General features: G+C 75.1%; 18 protein-coding genes. 8 read left to right on the top strand and 10 right to left on the bottom strand.

The genetic code is table 11. The annotated features are described in order from the left end of the window. The first annotated feature begins 5 nt into the window (after window positions 1–5). Together aroA and rsgA are read left to right on the top strand one after the other, a co-directional pair. Entirely contained in the window at window positions 6–1,328 is a 1,323-nt protein-coding gene (gene aroA, locus AC060K_RS02750; protein WP_483763919.1) for a 3-phosphoshikimate 1-carboxyvinyltransferase, read from the top strand. Between the two features lie 10 nt (window positions 1,329–1,338). Further along, on the top strand, window positions 1,339–2,406 hold the full coding sequence (gene rsgA, locus AC060K_RS02745; protein WP_483763918.1) for a ribosome small subunit-dependent GTPase A: 1,068 nt from the start codon (window positions 1,339–1,341) through the stop codon (window positions 2,404–2,406). A 5-nt stretch (window positions 2,407–2,411) separates the two neighbouring features. Here the strand turns inward: rsgA and AC060K_RS02740 are convergent, their stop codons facing one another. Both AC060K_RS02740 and AC060K_RS02735 read right to left on the bottom strand, forming a co-directional pair. Then, complete coding sequence (locus tag AC060K_RS02740) at window positions 2,412–3,047, bottom strand: DUF6928 family protein (protein WP_483763917.1); 636 nt, start codon at window positions 3,045–3,047, stop codon at window positions 2,412–2,414. Window positions 3,048–3,087: 40 nt separating this feature from the next. Further along, entirely contained in the window at window positions 3,088–3,504 is a 417-nt protein-coding gene (locus AC060K_RS02735) for a VOC family protein (RefSeq protein ID WP_483763916.1), read from the bottom strand. A gap of 171 nt (window positions 3,505–3,675) precedes the next feature. On the opposite strand from AC060K_RS02735, the gene hisN reads away from it, so the two are divergent. After that, the gene (gene hisN / locus AC060K_RS02730) at window positions 3,676–4,470 is read left to right on the top strand and encodes a histidinol-phosphatase (RefSeq protein WP_483763915.1); all 795 of its coding nucleotides are present in this window, start codon (window positions 3,676–3,678) and stop codon (window positions 4,468–4,470) included. Between the two features lie 12 nt (window positions 4,471–4,482). Here hisN and AC060K_RS02725 read toward each other — a convergent pair whose 3' ends face one another. From AC060K_RS02725 to AC060K_RS02715, 3 genes are read right to left on the bottom strand one after another with little or no spacing between them, the layout of a single operon-like run. After that, complete coding sequence (locus AC060K_RS02725) at window positions 4,483–5,037, bottom strand: DUF6912 family protein (RefSeq protein WP_483763914.1); 555 nt, start codon at window positions 5,035–5,037, stop codon at window positions 4,483–4,485. A gap of 17 nt (window positions 5,038–5,054) precedes the next feature. After that, window positions 5,055–6,383, bottom strand: a complete 1,329-nt coding sequence (locus tag AC060K_RS02720) for a CpaE/TadZ family protein (RefSeq protein WP_483763913.1) — start codon at window positions 6,381–6,383, stop codon at window positions 5,055–5,057. Next, on the bottom strand, window positions 6,380–7,123 hold the full coding sequence (locus tag AC060K_RS02715) for a CpaB family protein (protein WP_483763912.1): 744 nt from the start codon (window positions 7,121–7,123) through the stop codon (window positions 6,380–6,382). Before AC060K_RS02715 ends, AC060K_RS02720 begins: the two co-directional genes overlap by 4 nt. Window positions 7,124–7,246: 123 nt before the next feature. On the opposite strand from AC060K_RS02715, the gene AC060K_RS02710 reads away from it, so the two are divergent. Continuing rightward, complete coding sequence (locus AC060K_RS02710; RefSeq protein ID WP_483763911.1) at window positions 7,247–7,465, top strand: helix-turn-helix transcriptional regulator; 219 nt, start codon at window positions 7,247–7,249, stop codon at window positions 7,463–7,465. 85 nt (window positions 7,466–7,550) lie between these two features. Here AC060K_RS02710 and AC060K_RS02705 read toward each other — a convergent pair whose 3' ends face one another. Further along, window positions 7,551–8,126 (bottom strand): hypothetical protein, encoded by a 576-nt coding sequence (locus AC060K_RS02705; RefSeq protein WP_483763910.1) that lies wholly within the window; start codon window positions 8,124–8,126, stop codon window positions 7,551–7,553. A 146-nt stretch (window positions 8,127–8,272) separates the two neighbouring features. On the opposite strand from AC060K_RS02705, the gene AC060K_RS02700 reads away from it, so the two are divergent. Together AC060K_RS02700 and AC060K_RS02695 are read left to right on the top strand one after the other, a co-directional pair. Then, entirely contained in the window at window positions 8,273–9,031 is a 759-nt protein-coding gene (locus tag AC060K_RS02700) for a LysM peptidoglycan-binding domain-containing protein (protein WP_483763909.1), read from the top strand. 61 nt (window positions 9,032–9,092) lie between these two features. Then, window positions 9,093–9,809: an Rv3235 family protein gene (locus tag AC060K_RS02695; protein ID WP_483763908.1), complete on the top strand. Its 717-nt coding sequence runs from the start codon at window positions 9,093–9,095 to the stop codon at window positions 9,807–9,809. 2 nt (window positions 9,810–9,811) lie between these two features. Here the strand turns inward: AC060K_RS02695 and AC060K_RS02690 are convergent, their stop codons facing one another. Beyond that, window positions 9,812–10,456, bottom strand: a complete 645-nt coding sequence (locus AC060K_RS02690) for a nucleoside/nucleotide kinase family protein (RefSeq protein WP_483763907.1) — start codon at window positions 10,454–10,456, stop codon at window positions 9,812–9,814. Next, the gene (locus AC060K_RS02685) at window positions 10,453–11,472 is read right to left on the bottom strand and encodes a PfkB family carbohydrate kinase (protein WP_483763906.1); all 1,020 of its coding nucleotides are present in this window, start codon (window positions 11,470–11,472) and stop codon (window positions 10,453–10,455) included. Before AC060K_RS02685 ends, AC060K_RS02690 begins: the two co-directional genes overlap by 4 nt. Window positions 11,473–11,558: 86 nt before the next feature. On the opposite strand from AC060K_RS02685, the gene AC060K_RS02680 reads away from it, so the two are divergent. Continuing rightward, entirely contained in the window at window positions 11,559–12,473 is a 915-nt protein-coding gene (locus tag AC060K_RS02680) for an ankyrin repeat domain-containing protein (RefSeq protein WP_483763905.1), read from the top strand. A 35-nt stretch (window positions 12,474–12,508) separates the two neighbouring features. Further along, window positions 12,509–12,931: a hypothetical protein gene (locus AC060K_RS02675; protein ID WP_483763904.1), complete on the top strand. Its 423-nt coding sequence runs from the start codon at window positions 12,509–12,511 to the stop codon at window positions 12,929–12,931. A 22-nt stretch (window positions 12,932–12,953) separates the two neighbouring features. On the opposite strand, the gene AC060K_RS02670 is transcribed toward AC060K_RS02675, so the two are convergent. Next, the gene (locus AC060K_RS02670) at window positions 12,954–13,712 is read right to left on the bottom strand and encodes a MerR family transcriptional regulator (protein WP_483763903.1); all 759 of its coding nucleotides are present in this window, start codon (window positions 13,710–13,712) and stop codon (window positions 12,954–12,956) included. A 56-nt stretch (window positions 13,713–13,768) separates the two neighbouring features. Next, window positions 13,769–14,362 carry a GNAT family N-acetyltransferase gene (locus AC060K_RS02665; protein ID WP_483763902.1) on the bottom strand — a complete coding sequence of 198 codons (594 nt, stop codon included), beginning with the start codon at window positions 14,360–14,362 and terminating at the stop codon, window positions 13,769–13,771. Window positions 14,363–14,410 lie beyond the last annotated feature (48 nt).

Genomic DNA, 14,410 nt, shown 5'->3' with positions numbered 1-14,410 from the left:
GGCACATGACGGACGCGCCGACGACCACCGCCCCTGCCTGGGAAGCCCCTCTCGCGGGTGGCCCGCTGGACGCCGTCGTCGAGGTACCCGGCAGCAAGTCCCTCACCAACCGCCTCCTCGTGCTGGCCGCCCTGGCCGACGGTCCGGGCGTGCTGCACGGCGCGCTGCGCAGCCGCGACACCGATCTCATGACGGACGCCCTGCGCGCGCTCGGCGCCGGCATCGAGGCGGGCGACCTGCCGAGCACCCTGCACATCACCCCCGGCCCGCTCCGCGGCGACACCGCGGTGGACTGCGGCCTGGCCGGCACCGTCATGCGCTTCCTGCCGCCCGTCGCGGCCCTCGCCGACGGACCCGTGCGGTTCGACGGCGACCCCGCCGCCCGGGTGCGCCCCATGCGCCCGGTGCTGGCGGCCCTGAACGCGCTCGACGTACCGGTCCACGACGAGAGCGGCGACGCCGTCCCCGGCCACCTGCCCTTCACGGTCGTGGGGCGCGGCCACGTGCGCGGCGGCTCCGTGGACGTCGACGCGTCGCAGTCCTCGCAGTTCGTCTCCGGGCTGCTGCTCGCCGCCGCGCGGTTCGACCAGGGCCTCACCCTCCGGCACGTCGGCACCACGCTGCCGAGCCTGCCGCACATCGAGATGACCGTGGACACCCTGCGCGCGGCGGGCGTCGCCGTCGACGACAGCCGGGACGGCATCTGGCAGGTCGCGCCCGGACCGGTACGGGCGAGCACCGCCCGGGTCGAGCCCGACCTGTCGAACGCCGCCCCGTTCCTCGCCGCCGCCCTGGTGGCCGGCGGCACGGTGCGCGTCCCGGGCTGGCCCGCGTCCACCACCCAGCCGGGGGCCATGGTGCCCGACCTGCTCACCCGGATGGGCGGCACGGCCTCGCTCGACGGCGACGTGCTCTCCGTGACCGGAACCGGCGAGATCCACGGGATCGACGTCGACCTCCGCGCGGGCGGCGAGCTCGCCCCCACCTTCGCGGCCCTCGCGGCCCTGGCCGACTCCCCCACCCGGCTGCGCGGGATCGCGCACCTCCGGGGCCACGAGACCGACCGGCTGTCGGCCCTGGCCCGTGAGATCACGCGCCTCGGCGGGCAGTGCGAGGAGACGCGGGACGGGCTGGTCATCACGCCCCGGCCGCTGCACGGCGACCTCTTCCGCACCTATGCGGACCACCGCATGGCCACCTCCGCGGCCCTGCTCGGCCTCCGCGTGGCAGGCCTGCGGGTCGAGGACGTCGACACGACCGCCAAGACGCTGCCCGGCTTCACCGGGATGTGGCTCGGCATGCTGGCCGCGACCGGTCCCGCCGCGTGACGGTCCGCTGATGGCACGAGCACGCGACGAGTCCGACTTCCGGTCCCGTCCCTCGAAGCACGGCTCCCGCCCGCGCACCAAGCAGCGGCCGGAGCACGCCGACGCCGTCACCGGCATGGTCACCGGCGTGGACCGGGGGCGGTACACGCTCCTCGTCGGCGACCACGCGGCGCTCGCCATGAAGGCGCGCGAGCTGGGCCGCACGCGGGTCGTCGTCGGGGACCGCGTGGACGTCGTGGGCGACGTCTCGGGCGAGGAGGGCTCCCTCGGGCGCATCGTCCGGATCCAGGAGCGCACGTCGACGCTGCGGCGCACCGCCGACGACACCGACCCCTACGAGCGGATCGTCGTCGCCAACGCGCACCAGCTGGTGATCGTCACGGCCCTCGCCCAGCCCGAGCCGCGTACCGGCATGATCGACCGCTGCGTCGTCGCCGCGTACGACGCCGGGATGGACGTGCTGCTCTGCCTCACCAAGGCGGACCTCGCCTCCCCCGACGCGCTGCGCGACCTGTACGAGCCCCTCGGTGTCCAGGTCGTGGTGACCGAGCGGCTGCCCGACGACGGGGCGGCGCTCGGCGATCGGGTCAACCTGTCACCGGCCTCCGTCGAGGAGGTCCGCGGCCTGCTCCGCGGGCGCACCTCCGTGCTCGTGGGCCACTCCGGCGTGGGCAAGTCCACGCTCATCAACGCCCTGGTGCCCGAGGCGCGCCGCGCGATCGGCGTGGTCAACGACGTGACCGGCCGGGGCCGCCACACCTCGACGTCGGCCGTGGCGCTGCCGCTGCCCGTCGCCCCCGGGGCGGAGGCGCACGACGGCTGGGTCATCGACACCCCGGGCGTCCGGTCGTTCGGGCTCGCCCACGTGGAGGTGGCGCACCTCCTGCGGGCGTTCGAGGACCTCGACGAGGTCGCAGAGCAGTGCCCCCGCGGCTGCACGCACCTCGACGACGCCCCGGACTGCGCCCTCGACACGTGGGTCGAGGGGTCCCCCGACGACGACTCCCGGCGCGTGCGGCAGGCCCGGCTCGGGTCGTTCCGGCGCCTGCTCGCGTCGCGCACCGGTTCGGACGCCTGAGCCGGTCAGGCCACCTCGAAGCCGAACAGCTGGACCTCCCACGGGTCCACGGCATGCTCCTCGTCCGGTCCCTCGAGCGAGAAGCCGAAGAACTCGAGGAGCGCGCGCTCGCCGAGCGCGAGGGGGTGGAACGGAAGGGGGTACGGCTCGTCGTCCTCGGACCAGGGCGTCACCGGGTGCTCCCCCGCCCAGAACGGCTCCTCGAACGGCAGCCGCTCCCCCAGGTCCTCCAGGACCCCGCCGTCGGGCGCCAGGCTGAGCGAGCGCACCAGGGTCCCGTCCTCCCAGACGGCGAAGGCGAGCCAGTCGACGACGCTGTGCATGGCGTGCAGGACCAGGCGCCGGCCCGCGCTCGCCGCGACCAGGTGCTCGGGGAGCTGCGAGGGCCGGTCGATCATGAGGGCCTGGTCACAGAGCACGTCGACCGTCGGCGCCGAGAGGGCGCAGGCGCGGCCCTCCGGCGGGAACACCGCGTCGCCGAGCTCCCACGGCTCCTCGCCGTCGGGCCGGATAAGGTGAGCGGGGTGGAGCAGGGTCAGCAGCTCGGCCGCGCTCTCCTCGTCCGCATAGCCGGCAGCCGAGCCGAGCGCGTCGGCGACACCACCGTCCGCGTACACCAGCATCGCCGTCTTCGCGCCCATGACCTACCCTCGCTTCGCCCGGAGTGCCCAGTATGCGCGGTCAGGCCGCAGCCTGCACGAACATCCAGCGGTGACCCTCCACGTCCTCGGCGCGGTAGAGCCGGCCGTGCGGCGAGTCCTCGATCCCTGACAGGAGGCCCGCTCCCGCCGCCCGGGCGCGCTCCCGGTGGGCGTCGACGTCCGGGACCTCGACGAGCACGCCGTCGATCACCCAGGGCGTGGACAGCCACACGTCGGACGCCGGGCAGTGCCCCCGGTGCGCCGTGGGACCTTCGTAGGACGCGAGCTCGGCCAGCATGAGCCGGCCGTCACCGGCGCGGAGCTCGCCGTGGGAGAGGCGGCCGTCGGCGTCCAGCAGACGGACGGCCTCGACGAAGCCGAACGCCTCGATGAGCCAGTCCATCGCGGTGGCGCCGTGGGCGTAGGTGAGCATCGGGATGACAGCGGCGTGCGACATGGAGCCTCCTCGGTACTCGAACTAGTGTACTAACACCGGACGACTCTGCGCGAGGGGTTCGTCGGGCCCTGTGCACCGCGCGTGGATGAACCTTTGGGATGAACCAGATAAACCGCCCGCACGGCCCTGTCCTGCGCCCGGGGAGCGTCCTGTCCCGCTACCGTGTGGCCCGTGCCCGCCGTGACGAAGATCAGCTATGACGACGACCTGCGCCTCGCGCACGTGATCGCCGACCAGGTCGACTCCCTGACCATGGCGCGCTTCAAGGCGCTCGACCTCCACGTGGAGACCAAGCCGGACGACTCCCCCGTGAGCGACGCGGACCGCGCCGCCGAGCAGTTCATCCGCGGGCAGCTGGCCCGGGCACGGACGCGCGACGCGATCGTCGGCGAGGAGTACGGGTCGGCCGGCTCGGGGGCGCGCCGCTGGATCGTGGACCCGATCGACGGGACCAAGAACTTCGTCCGGGGGGTCCCCGTCTGGGCCACCCTCATCGCCCTGGCCGACGGCGACGAGGTCGTGATGGGGCTCGTCAGCGCGCCCGCTCTCGGCAAGCGCTGGTGGGCCGCCAAGGGCTCCGGCGCCTGGACCGGCAAGTCGCTCCACGCGGCGTCGCGCATGTCGGTCTCCGGCGTGAGCAAGCTCGGCGAGGCCTCGTTCAGCTACGCGTCGCTCACGGGCTGGGAGGAGCGGGGAAAGCTGGACGGCTTCCTCGACCTGACGCGAGCGTGCTGGCGCACGCGCGGCTACGGCGACTTCTGGTCGTACATGCTCGTGGCCGAGGGATCGGTGGACGTCGCCGCCGAGCCCGAGCTCGAGGTCTACGACATGGCGGCCCTCGTACCGATCGTCACCGAGGCCGGCGGCACGTTCACCTCGCTCGACGGCACGCCCGGCCCGTGGGACGGCAACGCCGTCGCGACCAACGGCCTGCTGCACGACGAGGTGCTGACCTACCTCGGCTGACGGCGCCCGAGGTCAGTTGCGCGGGACCTGGTGCACCTCGCTCCAGTCGTACCAGAGCAGGTCGCGGTCCGTGACGCGCTGCAGCGCCTCGTCGAGCGCGGTCTCCGAATCGGCCGCGACCTGGCCGGCCTCCTCCGCGTCGTTCTCCTCGTCGGCCGCCGCCAGGACGTCCGCCACGTCACCCGCCGCCGCCGGCTCGTCCACGTGCAGCGCCAGGATCGCGGCGTCGGCGACCTCCCGCGTGACCTCCACCGCCGAGGGCGCGACGGCGTCGTCGTCCACCTCGCCCGCCTCGGGGACCCGCAGCACGTCGTCGGGCACCTCGAGGGTGACCACCACGCGCTGCAGGGGCACGTCCGGGCGGGCGGCGATCAGGGCGAGGGAGTCGGACGCGGCCTCCAGGGCGGCGACGTACTCGAGCCCCTCCTCGTCCTCCTCGGGGAACGCCTCGGCGAGCGCCGGCGTCACGGCGTGCGCCACACGCGGGGTGAGGGTCCAGCGGGCGGCCGAGTCGGTGACGGTGGCCGAGTCCAGCTCGTCGAGCGTGGCGGGCACGTAGATGCGCATGGGCCCAGTCTGCCGGGTCAGGCGCCCGGACGCGCCACCTCGGCCCCCGCGAGCGCCCGGACCCGGTCGGCCAGGGCGAGGAGCGCGACGCGGGCGGGCGAGGCGGGGGCCGCCTCGGCCAGCACCTGGCCGTTCAGGAGCGACGCGTCGAGCGACGCGGGGTCGTCGGGTATGACCTGGAGGTCGGCGACCCCGGCGTAGCGCGCCAGGGCGTCGCGCACCGCGGCCTCCGGGCGCGGCCCGGCCGCCGACGCCCGCACCCGGTTGGCGACGACCACCTGCGTGCCGGCCACCGGCACCACCGCCTCCCGCAGCCCTTCCAGCCCGCGGACGAGGCGCTGGAGGCCCACCGGGTCGGCGGCGCCGACCACCACCACGATGTCGGCGGCGGCCAGCGCGCTCAGGGTGGCTCCGTTCCGCTGGGGTGCGTGCGTGTCGTACATGAGGAGCTCGTCGGCCTCCAGGATCGGGCCGCAGTCCACGACGGTCCAGGCCGCGAGCCCGCGGGCCCGCTCCCAGACGACCTCGAGGGAGCTCGACGGAAGCTCCGGCCAGCGCGAGGCGCGCGTGATGCCCGTCAGGACCCGTAGGCCGGGCAGCACCACAGGGCTGTGCCGGGCAAGGACGGCGAGGTCGAGGACGCCCTGCCCGGCTGCCCGGGCGGCGGCCGCCAGCCCCGGCACGTCGTCGAGCAGGCCGAGCCGGGTCGCGACCGAGGCGGCGTACGTGTCGGCGTCCACGAGCAGCACCGGCTCGCCGGGAGGGCGCGGCCCGCGCGCTCCTGGCGCGGTCCCGCGGAGGAACGCGCCGGGGCGCCGCTGACCCGGGAGCTCCGGCCCCACCCGGGCGAGGGCCGCGGCGAGCTCGATCGCGACGGTGGTGCGCCCGGGCGACCCGGCGGGTCCCCAGACCGCGACCAGGCTCCCGGGCGGGGACCCGGCGCCGGGCAGGACGGGCCCCTCCGCCGGGGCGTCGCGCGCCCACGGGGATTCGGCGCGCACGGCCGCCAGCAGGCTCTCGGGGTCGGCAGGGCCGGCGGCCACCACGGCGTCCACGCCGAGCGACCCGAGCCACCCCGCGGGGGCCGCGGGCTGGTCGAGGGCGACTACCCGGGCACCCGAGCGGTGCAGGCGCCCCACTGCCTCACGGTCCAGGCCGGGCACGTCCGCGGAGACCACCGCCACCCGCCCGGCGCCCGCCTCCGCGGCGGCGAGCAGCTCGGCGAGGTCGGCGCAGCGGCGCGTCACCGTGACTCCGCCGCCGGGCGCGCCGAGCGCGGTGACGACGGCCGCCTCCTCGGGTCCGCGGACGGCGCAGAGCACCGTCACGACGCGAGCGTCGGTCATGCGCCGGTCCCCGCCGCAGGGACTACCGCGAGGGTCCCGCCGCCCGAGCCGGCCGTCCCCGCGTCGGCGAGGGCCGTGAGCACGGCGGGCAGGACGTCGGCCGGGACGAGAGCGTGCAGCGTGGACGCGCCGGCGACGACGAGGGCGCCCTCCGGCGTGTCAACCTGCTCCACGACGACCTGACCTGCCAGAAGCCGGGGTTCTGGACGTACGGCGCCCTCGGTCACGGGTGCTGCGGGAACGAACCACAGGTCCACCACGGCGCCCGGGCGGATGCGTTCCGAGAGTCCCGACGTGACGGGGACCGTGACGGACCTCAGGTCGACCTCGGCCGCGTCACCGAGCGCCGACCGGGGTACGAGCTCGCCCTCCAGGACCGTACGGACGACGACGAGGCCCTCGGGCAGCGGACGGTCCGCGCGCAGGTAGCGGTCCAGGTCGGACGCGAGGCGGACGTCGACGGTGCGGAGGGAGCCCGGCTCGACCGGCTCCCCCGCGGTGAGCGCGCCCGCTGCGACGTACACGGGTACGGTGTGTCCTGCAGAGGAGACGGCCCACGAACCCAGGGCTACGGAGAGCGCGACGATCACCACCCCCACCGTGAGCCGCGGGTCCCGCCAGGACGGGCGCCGCAGGCGCGGCGCCATCGGCTCGGGCAGCGCCCCGGGCGTGGCCGGGGAGCGGCCGCCGGAGCCCACCGGCTGGCCGGGAGCCGCTGACGCGGTGGGCGCAAAAGTCATGGGTGGCTCCTGAGGATCGGCGGATGTCGCACCCATCATGCGCGAACGCCACCGATCCGGCACCAGATGAACTCTTCCTGTGGATAACCGCCCTATGTCACCCCCTCGTGCCACACTGAAGCCATGGAAAGGCGATTCCTCTCTCTGGCCGACGTGGTGGAGACACTGAACATCTCGATGGCCCAGGGTTATGCCCTGGTCCGCACCGGCGACCTGCCCGCGATCCAGGTGGGCCCCAAGAAGGTGTGGCGCATCGAGGCCAAGGAGCTCGAGGCGTACATCGAGCGGATGTACGCGAAGAGCCGCGAGCGCATCAAGGACCCGGCGCCGCTCGACAGCTGAGACCGGACGACCGAGGGCCGTGCACCGTCGCAGGACGGCGCACGGCCCTCGTCGCGCACCGGGCAGCGCCCGGTGGAGGGGGCTCTCAGGGTGCCTCGCTCACGCACAGGAGGGCGCTGAACGGGATCAGCCGGCCGGCGCCCGGCCGGGTCAGGTCGTCGACGTCGAGATGGTCGCGGCCCACCCGCCCGATGCGGCCGGCGACCCGGCCGCCCGTCGTCCGGACCAGCACCGGCGCCCGCCCCCGCTGCAGCGCACGCAGCACGGGCCCCAGCCCCGCGCCGTCCCGGCGCGACCCGGGCACCGCGTGCCTGCCGAGCCCGCTCACGCCGGCGACGGCGCGCAGCGGGACGAGGTGCTCCGTGGGCCCGCCCGGGGCGTCACCCTGGAGGAGTACCCACTCGTCGGCCGCCTCTCGCACGGTGCCGCGGACCGGCTCCCCGTCGAGCAGCTCGACGACGACCGCGGACCCGATGCCGGCGCGGAACCTGTCCGCGACCGTGATCGTGGCGTGCTCGGCCCTGGTCAGCTCGGAGACGAGCGCGTCCGCCTCGGCGGCCTCCTGGGCCGCCGCCTGCGCCTCCAGATCACCGAAGAGGGCCTCCCACCGGGTCGTCGAGCCGGCGTGGGGATCACGCGGGAGGGGGCCGGAAAGCGTCATGACCCCACCTTTCACTATCCACAGGCATCCCGCCCTCCTGTCGACACCGCCGTGCCGTCGGGTTTGAATATCTCGCATCAGCAATCATCAAACCGCATCATACGTTTGATTGCCGCACGCACCGATACTCAGCCAGGGGGAACCACATGACCGTGCTCGAGGGCGCCCGTCCAGCAGCAACCCGCCAGATCACGCTCCTGACCGGACTCGTCGTCGGGCTAGCGCCTGCGGCCGGGCTGCTCGGCGTACGGGCGGGCCGGTCGGCGCCGGAGCTCCTCGCGGCGCTGCAGGGGGCCTCCGAGTCGTCCGTGACGATCGTGACGGGACTCGTCGAGCTGGTGGTCGTCCTCCTCGGGGCGGGCCTCGCCGGATGGGTCGCGGCACACGCCGCGGTCGCGCTGGGGTGCCTCCTGGCGGCAGGCACCGGGCGGCGCTGGGCCGCGGGCGAGCGGTGGGTGGCTCGGCACGCGCCGACGGTCGTGCGCCGCCTGGCCCAGGCCGCGACGGGGACGGGGGTGGGGCTCGTGCTCGCCGCCCCCGGGGCGCTCGCACTCCCCGCACCGGTGCCCGACGGCGGCGCGCCGGCCGCCGGCGACGCAGTGGTCGCCGTGGAGCCGGCGACCGTGGTGGACCTGGGCTGGCGCGCGGCGCCCGAGCCCCCGGACGACCTCCGCGCGGAGCTGACCGACCGCAGCCTCCCCGCGGGTGGCGGCCGTCCGGAAGCCGTCGTGGTGGCACCGGGCGACACCCTCTGGGACCTCGCGGCGGGCAGCCTCGGCGGCGAACCGACCCCGGCCGAGGTGGTCCGCGCCGTCGCCGCCTGGCACGCGCAGAACGCGCCGGTGATCGGGCCCGACCCGGACCTCATCCGGCCCGGCGCCGTCCTGCGCGTCCCGCAGGGCTGACCGCCCGGCCGCCGCTCCGCTGCCCGCATCCCCGCCTGCACCCCCACTCCCCGGAGCCGTCATGACCACGACCGCCGACGCCGCCATGCCTCTCACCTCCACCCCACCTCCCGCCACGGCACCTCCCAGCACGACACCGGCCGGGCTGCTCCGGACCCGGCCGGTCCCCGGCTCGACGACCGTCCGGCACCCCTCCGGTTCCCGTCCGGCGCAGGCGTCCGACGGCTCCGCCGCGCGCGCGGCGGTCCCGCCGCGCGCCGCCCCGGGCCCGGCCCCGCGCGCCACCCCGCGCAGGGGCGAGGCGGTGCAGCCGGGGCGAGCGACCGGCGTCGGGCAGCGGGTGCGGAAGGTGCAGCTCGGCGGGGCACAACGAGCCGACCTCCGCGAGGCGGCGGCGGTGCTGAGGTCCCTCGAGGGACGTCCCACGCCCGAGGAGCCCCCTACCCTCCCCGACCCGACCCAGCTTGTGTGCCGGGTGGTCCGGGCGGCAGTCGAGGTGCTCCGCGGCGACCGGCCGGCCGCCCAGCTCGCGCGCTGGGTGACGCCCCAGGTCTTCGACCAGCTCCTGGAGCGCGGCCGGCTCATGCGCAAGGTCCTGCCGCCGGGGCCGGCCGCGCACCCCGCGACCGTCCGGAGGGTGCGGCTCGACCTGGTGGAGGGCGGCACCGCGGCCGAGGCGACGGTCATCCTCCAGGACGCGGGGCGGGTGCGTGCGGCCGCTGTCCGGCTGGAGGCGCACCGGGGGGTGTGGCGGGTGGCCTGCCTCGAGATCGGGTGAGGTCAGCCGGTCCAGGCGACGACGAGGTCGGCGGCGTCGCGGGTGGCCATGACGAGGTCGGCGTTGCGCTGGTCGGAGCCGTGGGCCCACTCGCGCGCCTGCGGCAAGGGCTTGCCGAAGGCGTGGTGCCGTGCGACCAGCCGCTCCAGGCGGAGCCCCTCGGGAACGTCGAGGAACCAGACCTCGGCGAGGTGGGCGCGGGCAGCCGGCCAGGCGCCTGTCGTCGCCAGCAGGTAGTTGCCCTCCGTGATCACGAGGGGAACGTCCGCGCCCACCTCGATCCCCGCGGCGACCGCCTCCTCGATCTCGCGCCGGAAGTCGGGCGCGTAGACGGGCGGGTCGTCCGGCTGGGCGTCCGCGAGCCGGGCGAGCAGGGCCGCGTAGCCCACGTCGTCGAACGTGTCGATCGCGCCCTTGCGCCCGCGGCTGCCGTGGCTCTCCAGCACCGCGTTGGACAGGTGGAACCCGTCCATGCCGGCGACCACCGCACGCTGCGGGCCCAGCGCCGACGCCAGGGCCAGCGCGAGCGTCGACTTGCCGGCCCCCGGCGGACCGGTCAGGCCGAGGACCCGGCGCTCCCCGGGGACGGCGAGGGCAGCGGCACGCTCGACGAGCTGTTCGGTGGTCAGTGGCTGCACGGGCGTCACGGCGCGACCGTACCGGCGGCGAGGTGGTCGAGCCAGGACCGCGGTCCCACGTGGACCACGCGGGTCGAGGCCACGGCAGACGCGAAACGGCAGGCGGTGGCGAGGTCGTCACCACGGGCGATCGCGACGGTGAGCGCCCCGTGGAACGCGTCGCCCGCCCCGAGGGTGTCCCGCACCTCGACGGCCGCGACCGGCTCCGCGCCGTGGGCGCGGTCCCCGTCCCACCACTCCACCGGGTCCGGGCCGTGCGTCACGACCAGGGCGCGAGGGCCGCGAGACGCCGGAGCCGCCTGCGCCCGCACCGCACCTCGAGCCGTTCCCGCGGTTCCCCCGGCACCGGCGGCTCCCGTGCGGGGGCGCGTGCTGCCGCCGGGCAGCGTGACGGGGACGTGCGGCGGGACGGCGAAGTCGGCCGAGCAGGCAGCGACGTCCGCCGCGGGGAGCAGCTCCGCGAAGACGGGCCGCCAGCGGCCGGCGTCGAGGATCACGCGCGGGCGGGGCACCAGCCCGTCGACGAAGGCGAGGACGGCGCGGGCGAGCGCCGGATGGTGGCCGTCGAGGAGGACGACGTCGGGGTGGGGCAGGGCGGAGAGCTGGTCCGGTGTGGGCTCAGGCTCGCCCCCGCACGCCTTGACGAGGGCTCCGTCGGGCGACACCACCGAGCGGTCGCCGGTGCTGTCGTCGACGAGCACCGCCGAGACGGCGAGGAGGAACGTGGGCTCGGGTGCGGTGTCGAGCACCTCCACCCCGTGGGCCTCGAGGTCGACGCGGGCGACCCCGCCCACCGGGCCTGTCCCGAGCGCGCTGATGAGCACGGCCCGGGTCCCCAGCGCGGCGGCGGTCACCGCCGCGTTCGCGGCGGGCCCGCCGGCGGCGACGTCCTGCCGGAGCGCGGTGATCTTCTCGTTGGGCCCCGGGCGCCTGGCGGCACGGTGGAGTACATCGAGCGTGGTCAGACCTGCGAACCAGCAGGTCAGGGCGGGCTCCGGGGATCTCCCGGGGAGTTCGTCCGACATGTACTGAGGCTACGTCAATGTGGTGCTTGGTCACCTCTCGGGCAGTGTCTCCGGGGAGTGTCGGTGGCTCCTCGTAGTGTGGGTCGATGGCGACGACGACATGGCGCGAGATCCTGGCCGGGCAGCTCGACTACTACTGGGAGGCACACCTGTGGCCGCGGCTCCAGGGGCTCACCGACGAGGAGTACCTGTGGGAGCCGGTCGACGGCTCGTGGAGCCTGCGCCCCGGCCCGGACGGCCGTCCGGCGCTGGAGCACGTGGCTGTCGAACCACCCCTGCCGCCGGTCACGACGATCGCCTGGCGGGCCGCCCACGTAGGCCGTGACGTGCTCGGCAAGCGGGCGCGCGCATGCTTCGGGCCGACGGAGGCGCCACCGGACGCCGACATGTACGACGACCGGCACTGGCCCGAGCCCTTGCCGCTCACCGCGTCGGGTGCCCTCGCGATGCTCCAGCAGGGGTACACGGAGTGGCAGGAGGGGGTCGCGGCGCTCGACGACGAGGCGATGCTCCGGCCGATCGGGCCCGTGGGCGGGCCGTTCGCGGACGACACGATCGCGGCCCTCGTGGTGCACATCAACCGCGAGGTGATGGCCCACGGGGCCGAGATCTGCCTCTTGCGCGATCTCTACCGGGCCTACCGAGACCGGGAGGACCCCCTGGTCGGGGCGGCCCTCGCCGGTCGGGCCGACGACGTGGCCCGCCTGCTGGCCCACGGCGCCGCAGGACGCCCCTCGCTCGTGCGGGAGGTCGCCGGGCTCCAGCACTGGGAGGTGCTGCGGCTGCTGGTCGAGCACGGCCACGACCCCTCGCACGGCTCGCCGTCGGCCCTGCACTACGCCGCTGCGGCGGGGGCCGACGACGCCGTGCGGCTCCTCCTCGCGCACGGCGCCGACCGCGGTACGACCGACCCGGAGTGGGGGCTGCCGCCGTCGGGCTGGGCACGGTTCTTCGGGCACGACGACGTGGAACGCCTGCTGTCCGAACCTGTGGACAACTGAGAGCAAGAAATACCAAGGGCGGTCATGCTGGACACATGACTGATACGAGCCCGATCCACCCCGGCGAGCCGCTGGCCGACGACCATGCTCTCCTCGCGCTGGCCGAGTTCCTGCACCAGGGTGCCGACCCGCGGGACCGCACCCTGTGGTTCGTGATGCTCCACGCGCGCACGCCGCTGCCGTTCCTCGTCCCCATCGACGAGCTGCCCGTCGAGCCCTCGGACGTCCTGCTCGTGACCATGGGACGGATGTGGGAGGAGGTGCTGCGGGAACGGCAGGCCGACAGCCTCCTCTTCGTGCTCGAGCGCCCCGGGCCCGAGACCGTCTCCGAGAGCGACCGGGCCTGGCTCTGCGCCCTGCGGCACCAGGCCGGCGCACACGACCTGCGGGTCTGCGGGTTCTTCCTCGCCACGGAGACAGGTGTGCGCCCGCTCGCGCCGGACGACTGGGTGCCGTGATCGCGAGCGGGCGCCTGGTGGGTCAGTAGGTGCGCTCGACGTAGACCCGCAGCGTGTCGCGGACGAACCGCGCCCCTTCCACGCCGCCGTAGTTGGCGCCGAAGCGAGGGTCGTCCACGTACAGGTCGGCCAGTCCGAGGAGGTACTCGCGCGTGGGCCGCGCGACCTCGGCACCCGGGGTGCCGGGGATCCCCCCGAGCCACGCGGCGTGCTTCGCGGCGATGGCCTGCGCCTGGTCGCTCGCCGGGTCCAGCCGGGCCTCGGCCGCAGCGGCCCACTCGGCACTGAGCGCCTTGGTCCGCTCGAGCCACTCCTGCTGCCCCTCCTTCCCCAGCCGCCGCCACCAGGCGTCGCCCGAGGCGTACGCCTCGCGCCCCCAGCGCTGCTCCACCTCCTCCTTGTACTGCGTGTGGTCGAAGCCGTCGAGCATGTCGGCAGCCATGATGTCCTCCTCCTCGTCCAGTGCGGTGATGGTCCGCTCGACCGACGCGATCTGCCGGCCGAGCCGCTCCTGCTCCGCGCGCAGCCAGTCGCGGTGCGCGGTGAGCGCCTGCTTCTCGTCGGTCTGCGCGTGCAGCACGTCGGCGATCGCGCTCAGCCCGAGACCGAGCTCGCGGAGCAGCAGGATCCGCTGCAGCCGGACGAGCGCGTCCCGGTCGTAGTACCGCAGCCCGCCGGATCCCACCCGCGTGGGCGGGAGCAGGCCGACGGCGTCGTAGTGGCGCAGCGTCCTGCTGGTGGTGCCGGTGAGCCGCGCGATCTCCTGGATGGACCAGTCCATGTCGTCCACGGTACGAGTTGACGCAGCGTCAACCGCAAGGGGTTCTTGCGTCGGCGTCAGGCCTGGGGTGGGAGGGAGGCGAACTCCTCGGCGAGGACGGCGTACACGCCCGTGTCGGCCCAGTCGCCCTTGAACCAGAGGTCCCGGACGAAGAGCGCCTCCTGGCGCAGCCCCAGCCGCCGGCACATCGCGGCCGAGGCACCGTTGCGCGGATCGAGCTCCGCGACGACGCGATGCAGCCCGAGCGTCCCGAACGCGAGCTCCAGCACCGCCCGCGCCGCCTCGGTGGCGTAGCCGTTCCCGTGATGGTCGGGGTGGAACGTCCACCCGATCTCCCCCGTCCGGTTCGGGACGCTCTTGAGCTGGAAGTAGACGTCACCCAGGAACGCGCCGTCGGACCGTCGCTCCACCGCGATCTGCAGGTAGTCACCGGTGCGCTCCAGCCGGTCGTGCGCCGCGTAGTCCGCGACCAGCTCGGCCACGCGGCCGCGGTCGCGCGGTGCGAAGAGGAGATACCGGCAGACGTCCTCGCGCGACTGGTAGGCATGCACGGAGTCGACGTCGGACTCGCGCATCGGCCGCAGTCTCAGCCGTGCGGTGTCGATCGGCCCGGCGAAGGTGTACGGGTTCTCGAGGCCGGGCTCGTCCATGACTCGACGGTAGCGCCCGGGAAGGCCCCCGTCTCCGCCATGCTCTAC

The organism is Antribacter sp. NEAU-D49, assembly GCF_057158775.1.
The sequence above is the reverse complement of the archived record's forward strand: the minus strand, read 5'-3'. Positions and strand labels throughout refer to the sequence as shown.

Coding starts and splice junctions, on each gene's coding strand:
- aroA (WP_483763919.1), top strand. CDS start 6: ATGACGGACGCGCCGACGACCACCGCCCCTGCCTGGGAAGCCCCTCTC.
- rsgA (WP_483763918.1), top strand. CDS start 1,339: ATGGCACGAGCACGCGACGAGTCCGACTTCCGGTCCCGTCCCTCGAAG.
- AC060K_RS02740 (WP_483763917.1), bottom strand. CDS start 3,047: ATGGGCGCGAAGACGGCGATGCTGGTGTACGCGGACGGTGGTGTCGCC.
- AC060K_RS02735 (WP_483763916.1), bottom strand. CDS start 3,504: ATGTCGCACGCCGCTGTCATCCCGATGCTCACCTACGCCCACGGCGCC.
- AC060K_RS02725 (WP_483763914.1), bottom strand. CDS start 5,037: ATGCGCATCTACGTGCCCGCCACGCTCGACGAGCTGGACTCGGCCACC.
- AC060K_RS02720 (WP_483763913.1), bottom strand. CDS start 6,383: ATGACCGACGCTCGCGTCGTGACGGTGCTCTGCGCCGTCCGCGGACCC.
- AC060K_RS02715 (WP_483763912.1), bottom strand. CDS start 7,123: ATGACTTTTGCGCCCACCGCGTCAGCGGCTCCCGGCCAGCCGGTGGGC.
- AC060K_RS02710 (WP_483763911.1), top strand. CDS start 7,247: ATGGAAAGGCGATTCCTCTCTCTGGCCGACGTGGTGGAGACACTGAAC.
- AC060K_RS02705 (WP_483763910.1), bottom strand. CDS start 8,126: ATGACGCTTTCCGGCCCCCTCCCGCGTGATCCCCACGCCGGCTCGACG.
- AC060K_RS02700 (WP_483763909.1), top strand. CDS start 8,273: ATGACCGTGCTCGAGGGCGCCCGTCCAGCAGCAACCCGCCAGATCACG.
- AC060K_RS02695 (WP_483763908.1), top strand. CDS start 9,093: ATGACCACGACCGCCGACGCCGCCATGCCTCTCACCTCCACCCCACCT.
- AC060K_RS02685 (WP_483763906.1), bottom strand. CDS start 11,472: ATGTCGGACGAACTCCCCGGGAGATCCCCGGAGCCCGCCCTGACCTGC.
- AC060K_RS02680 (WP_483763905.1), top strand. CDS start 11,559: ATGGCGACGACGACATGGCGCGAGATCCTGGCCGGGCAGCTCGACTAC.
- AC060K_RS02675 (WP_483763904.1), top strand. CDS start 12,509: ATGACTGATACGAGCCCGATCCACCCCGGCGAGCCGCTGGCCGACGAC.
- AC060K_RS02670 (WP_483763903.1), bottom strand. CDS start 13,712: ATGGACTGGTCCATCCAGGAGATCGCGCGGCTCACCGGCACCACCAGC.
- AC060K_RS02665 (WP_483763902.1), bottom strand. CDS start 14,362: ATGGACGAGCCCGGCCTCGAGAACCCGTACACCTTCGCCGGGCCGATC.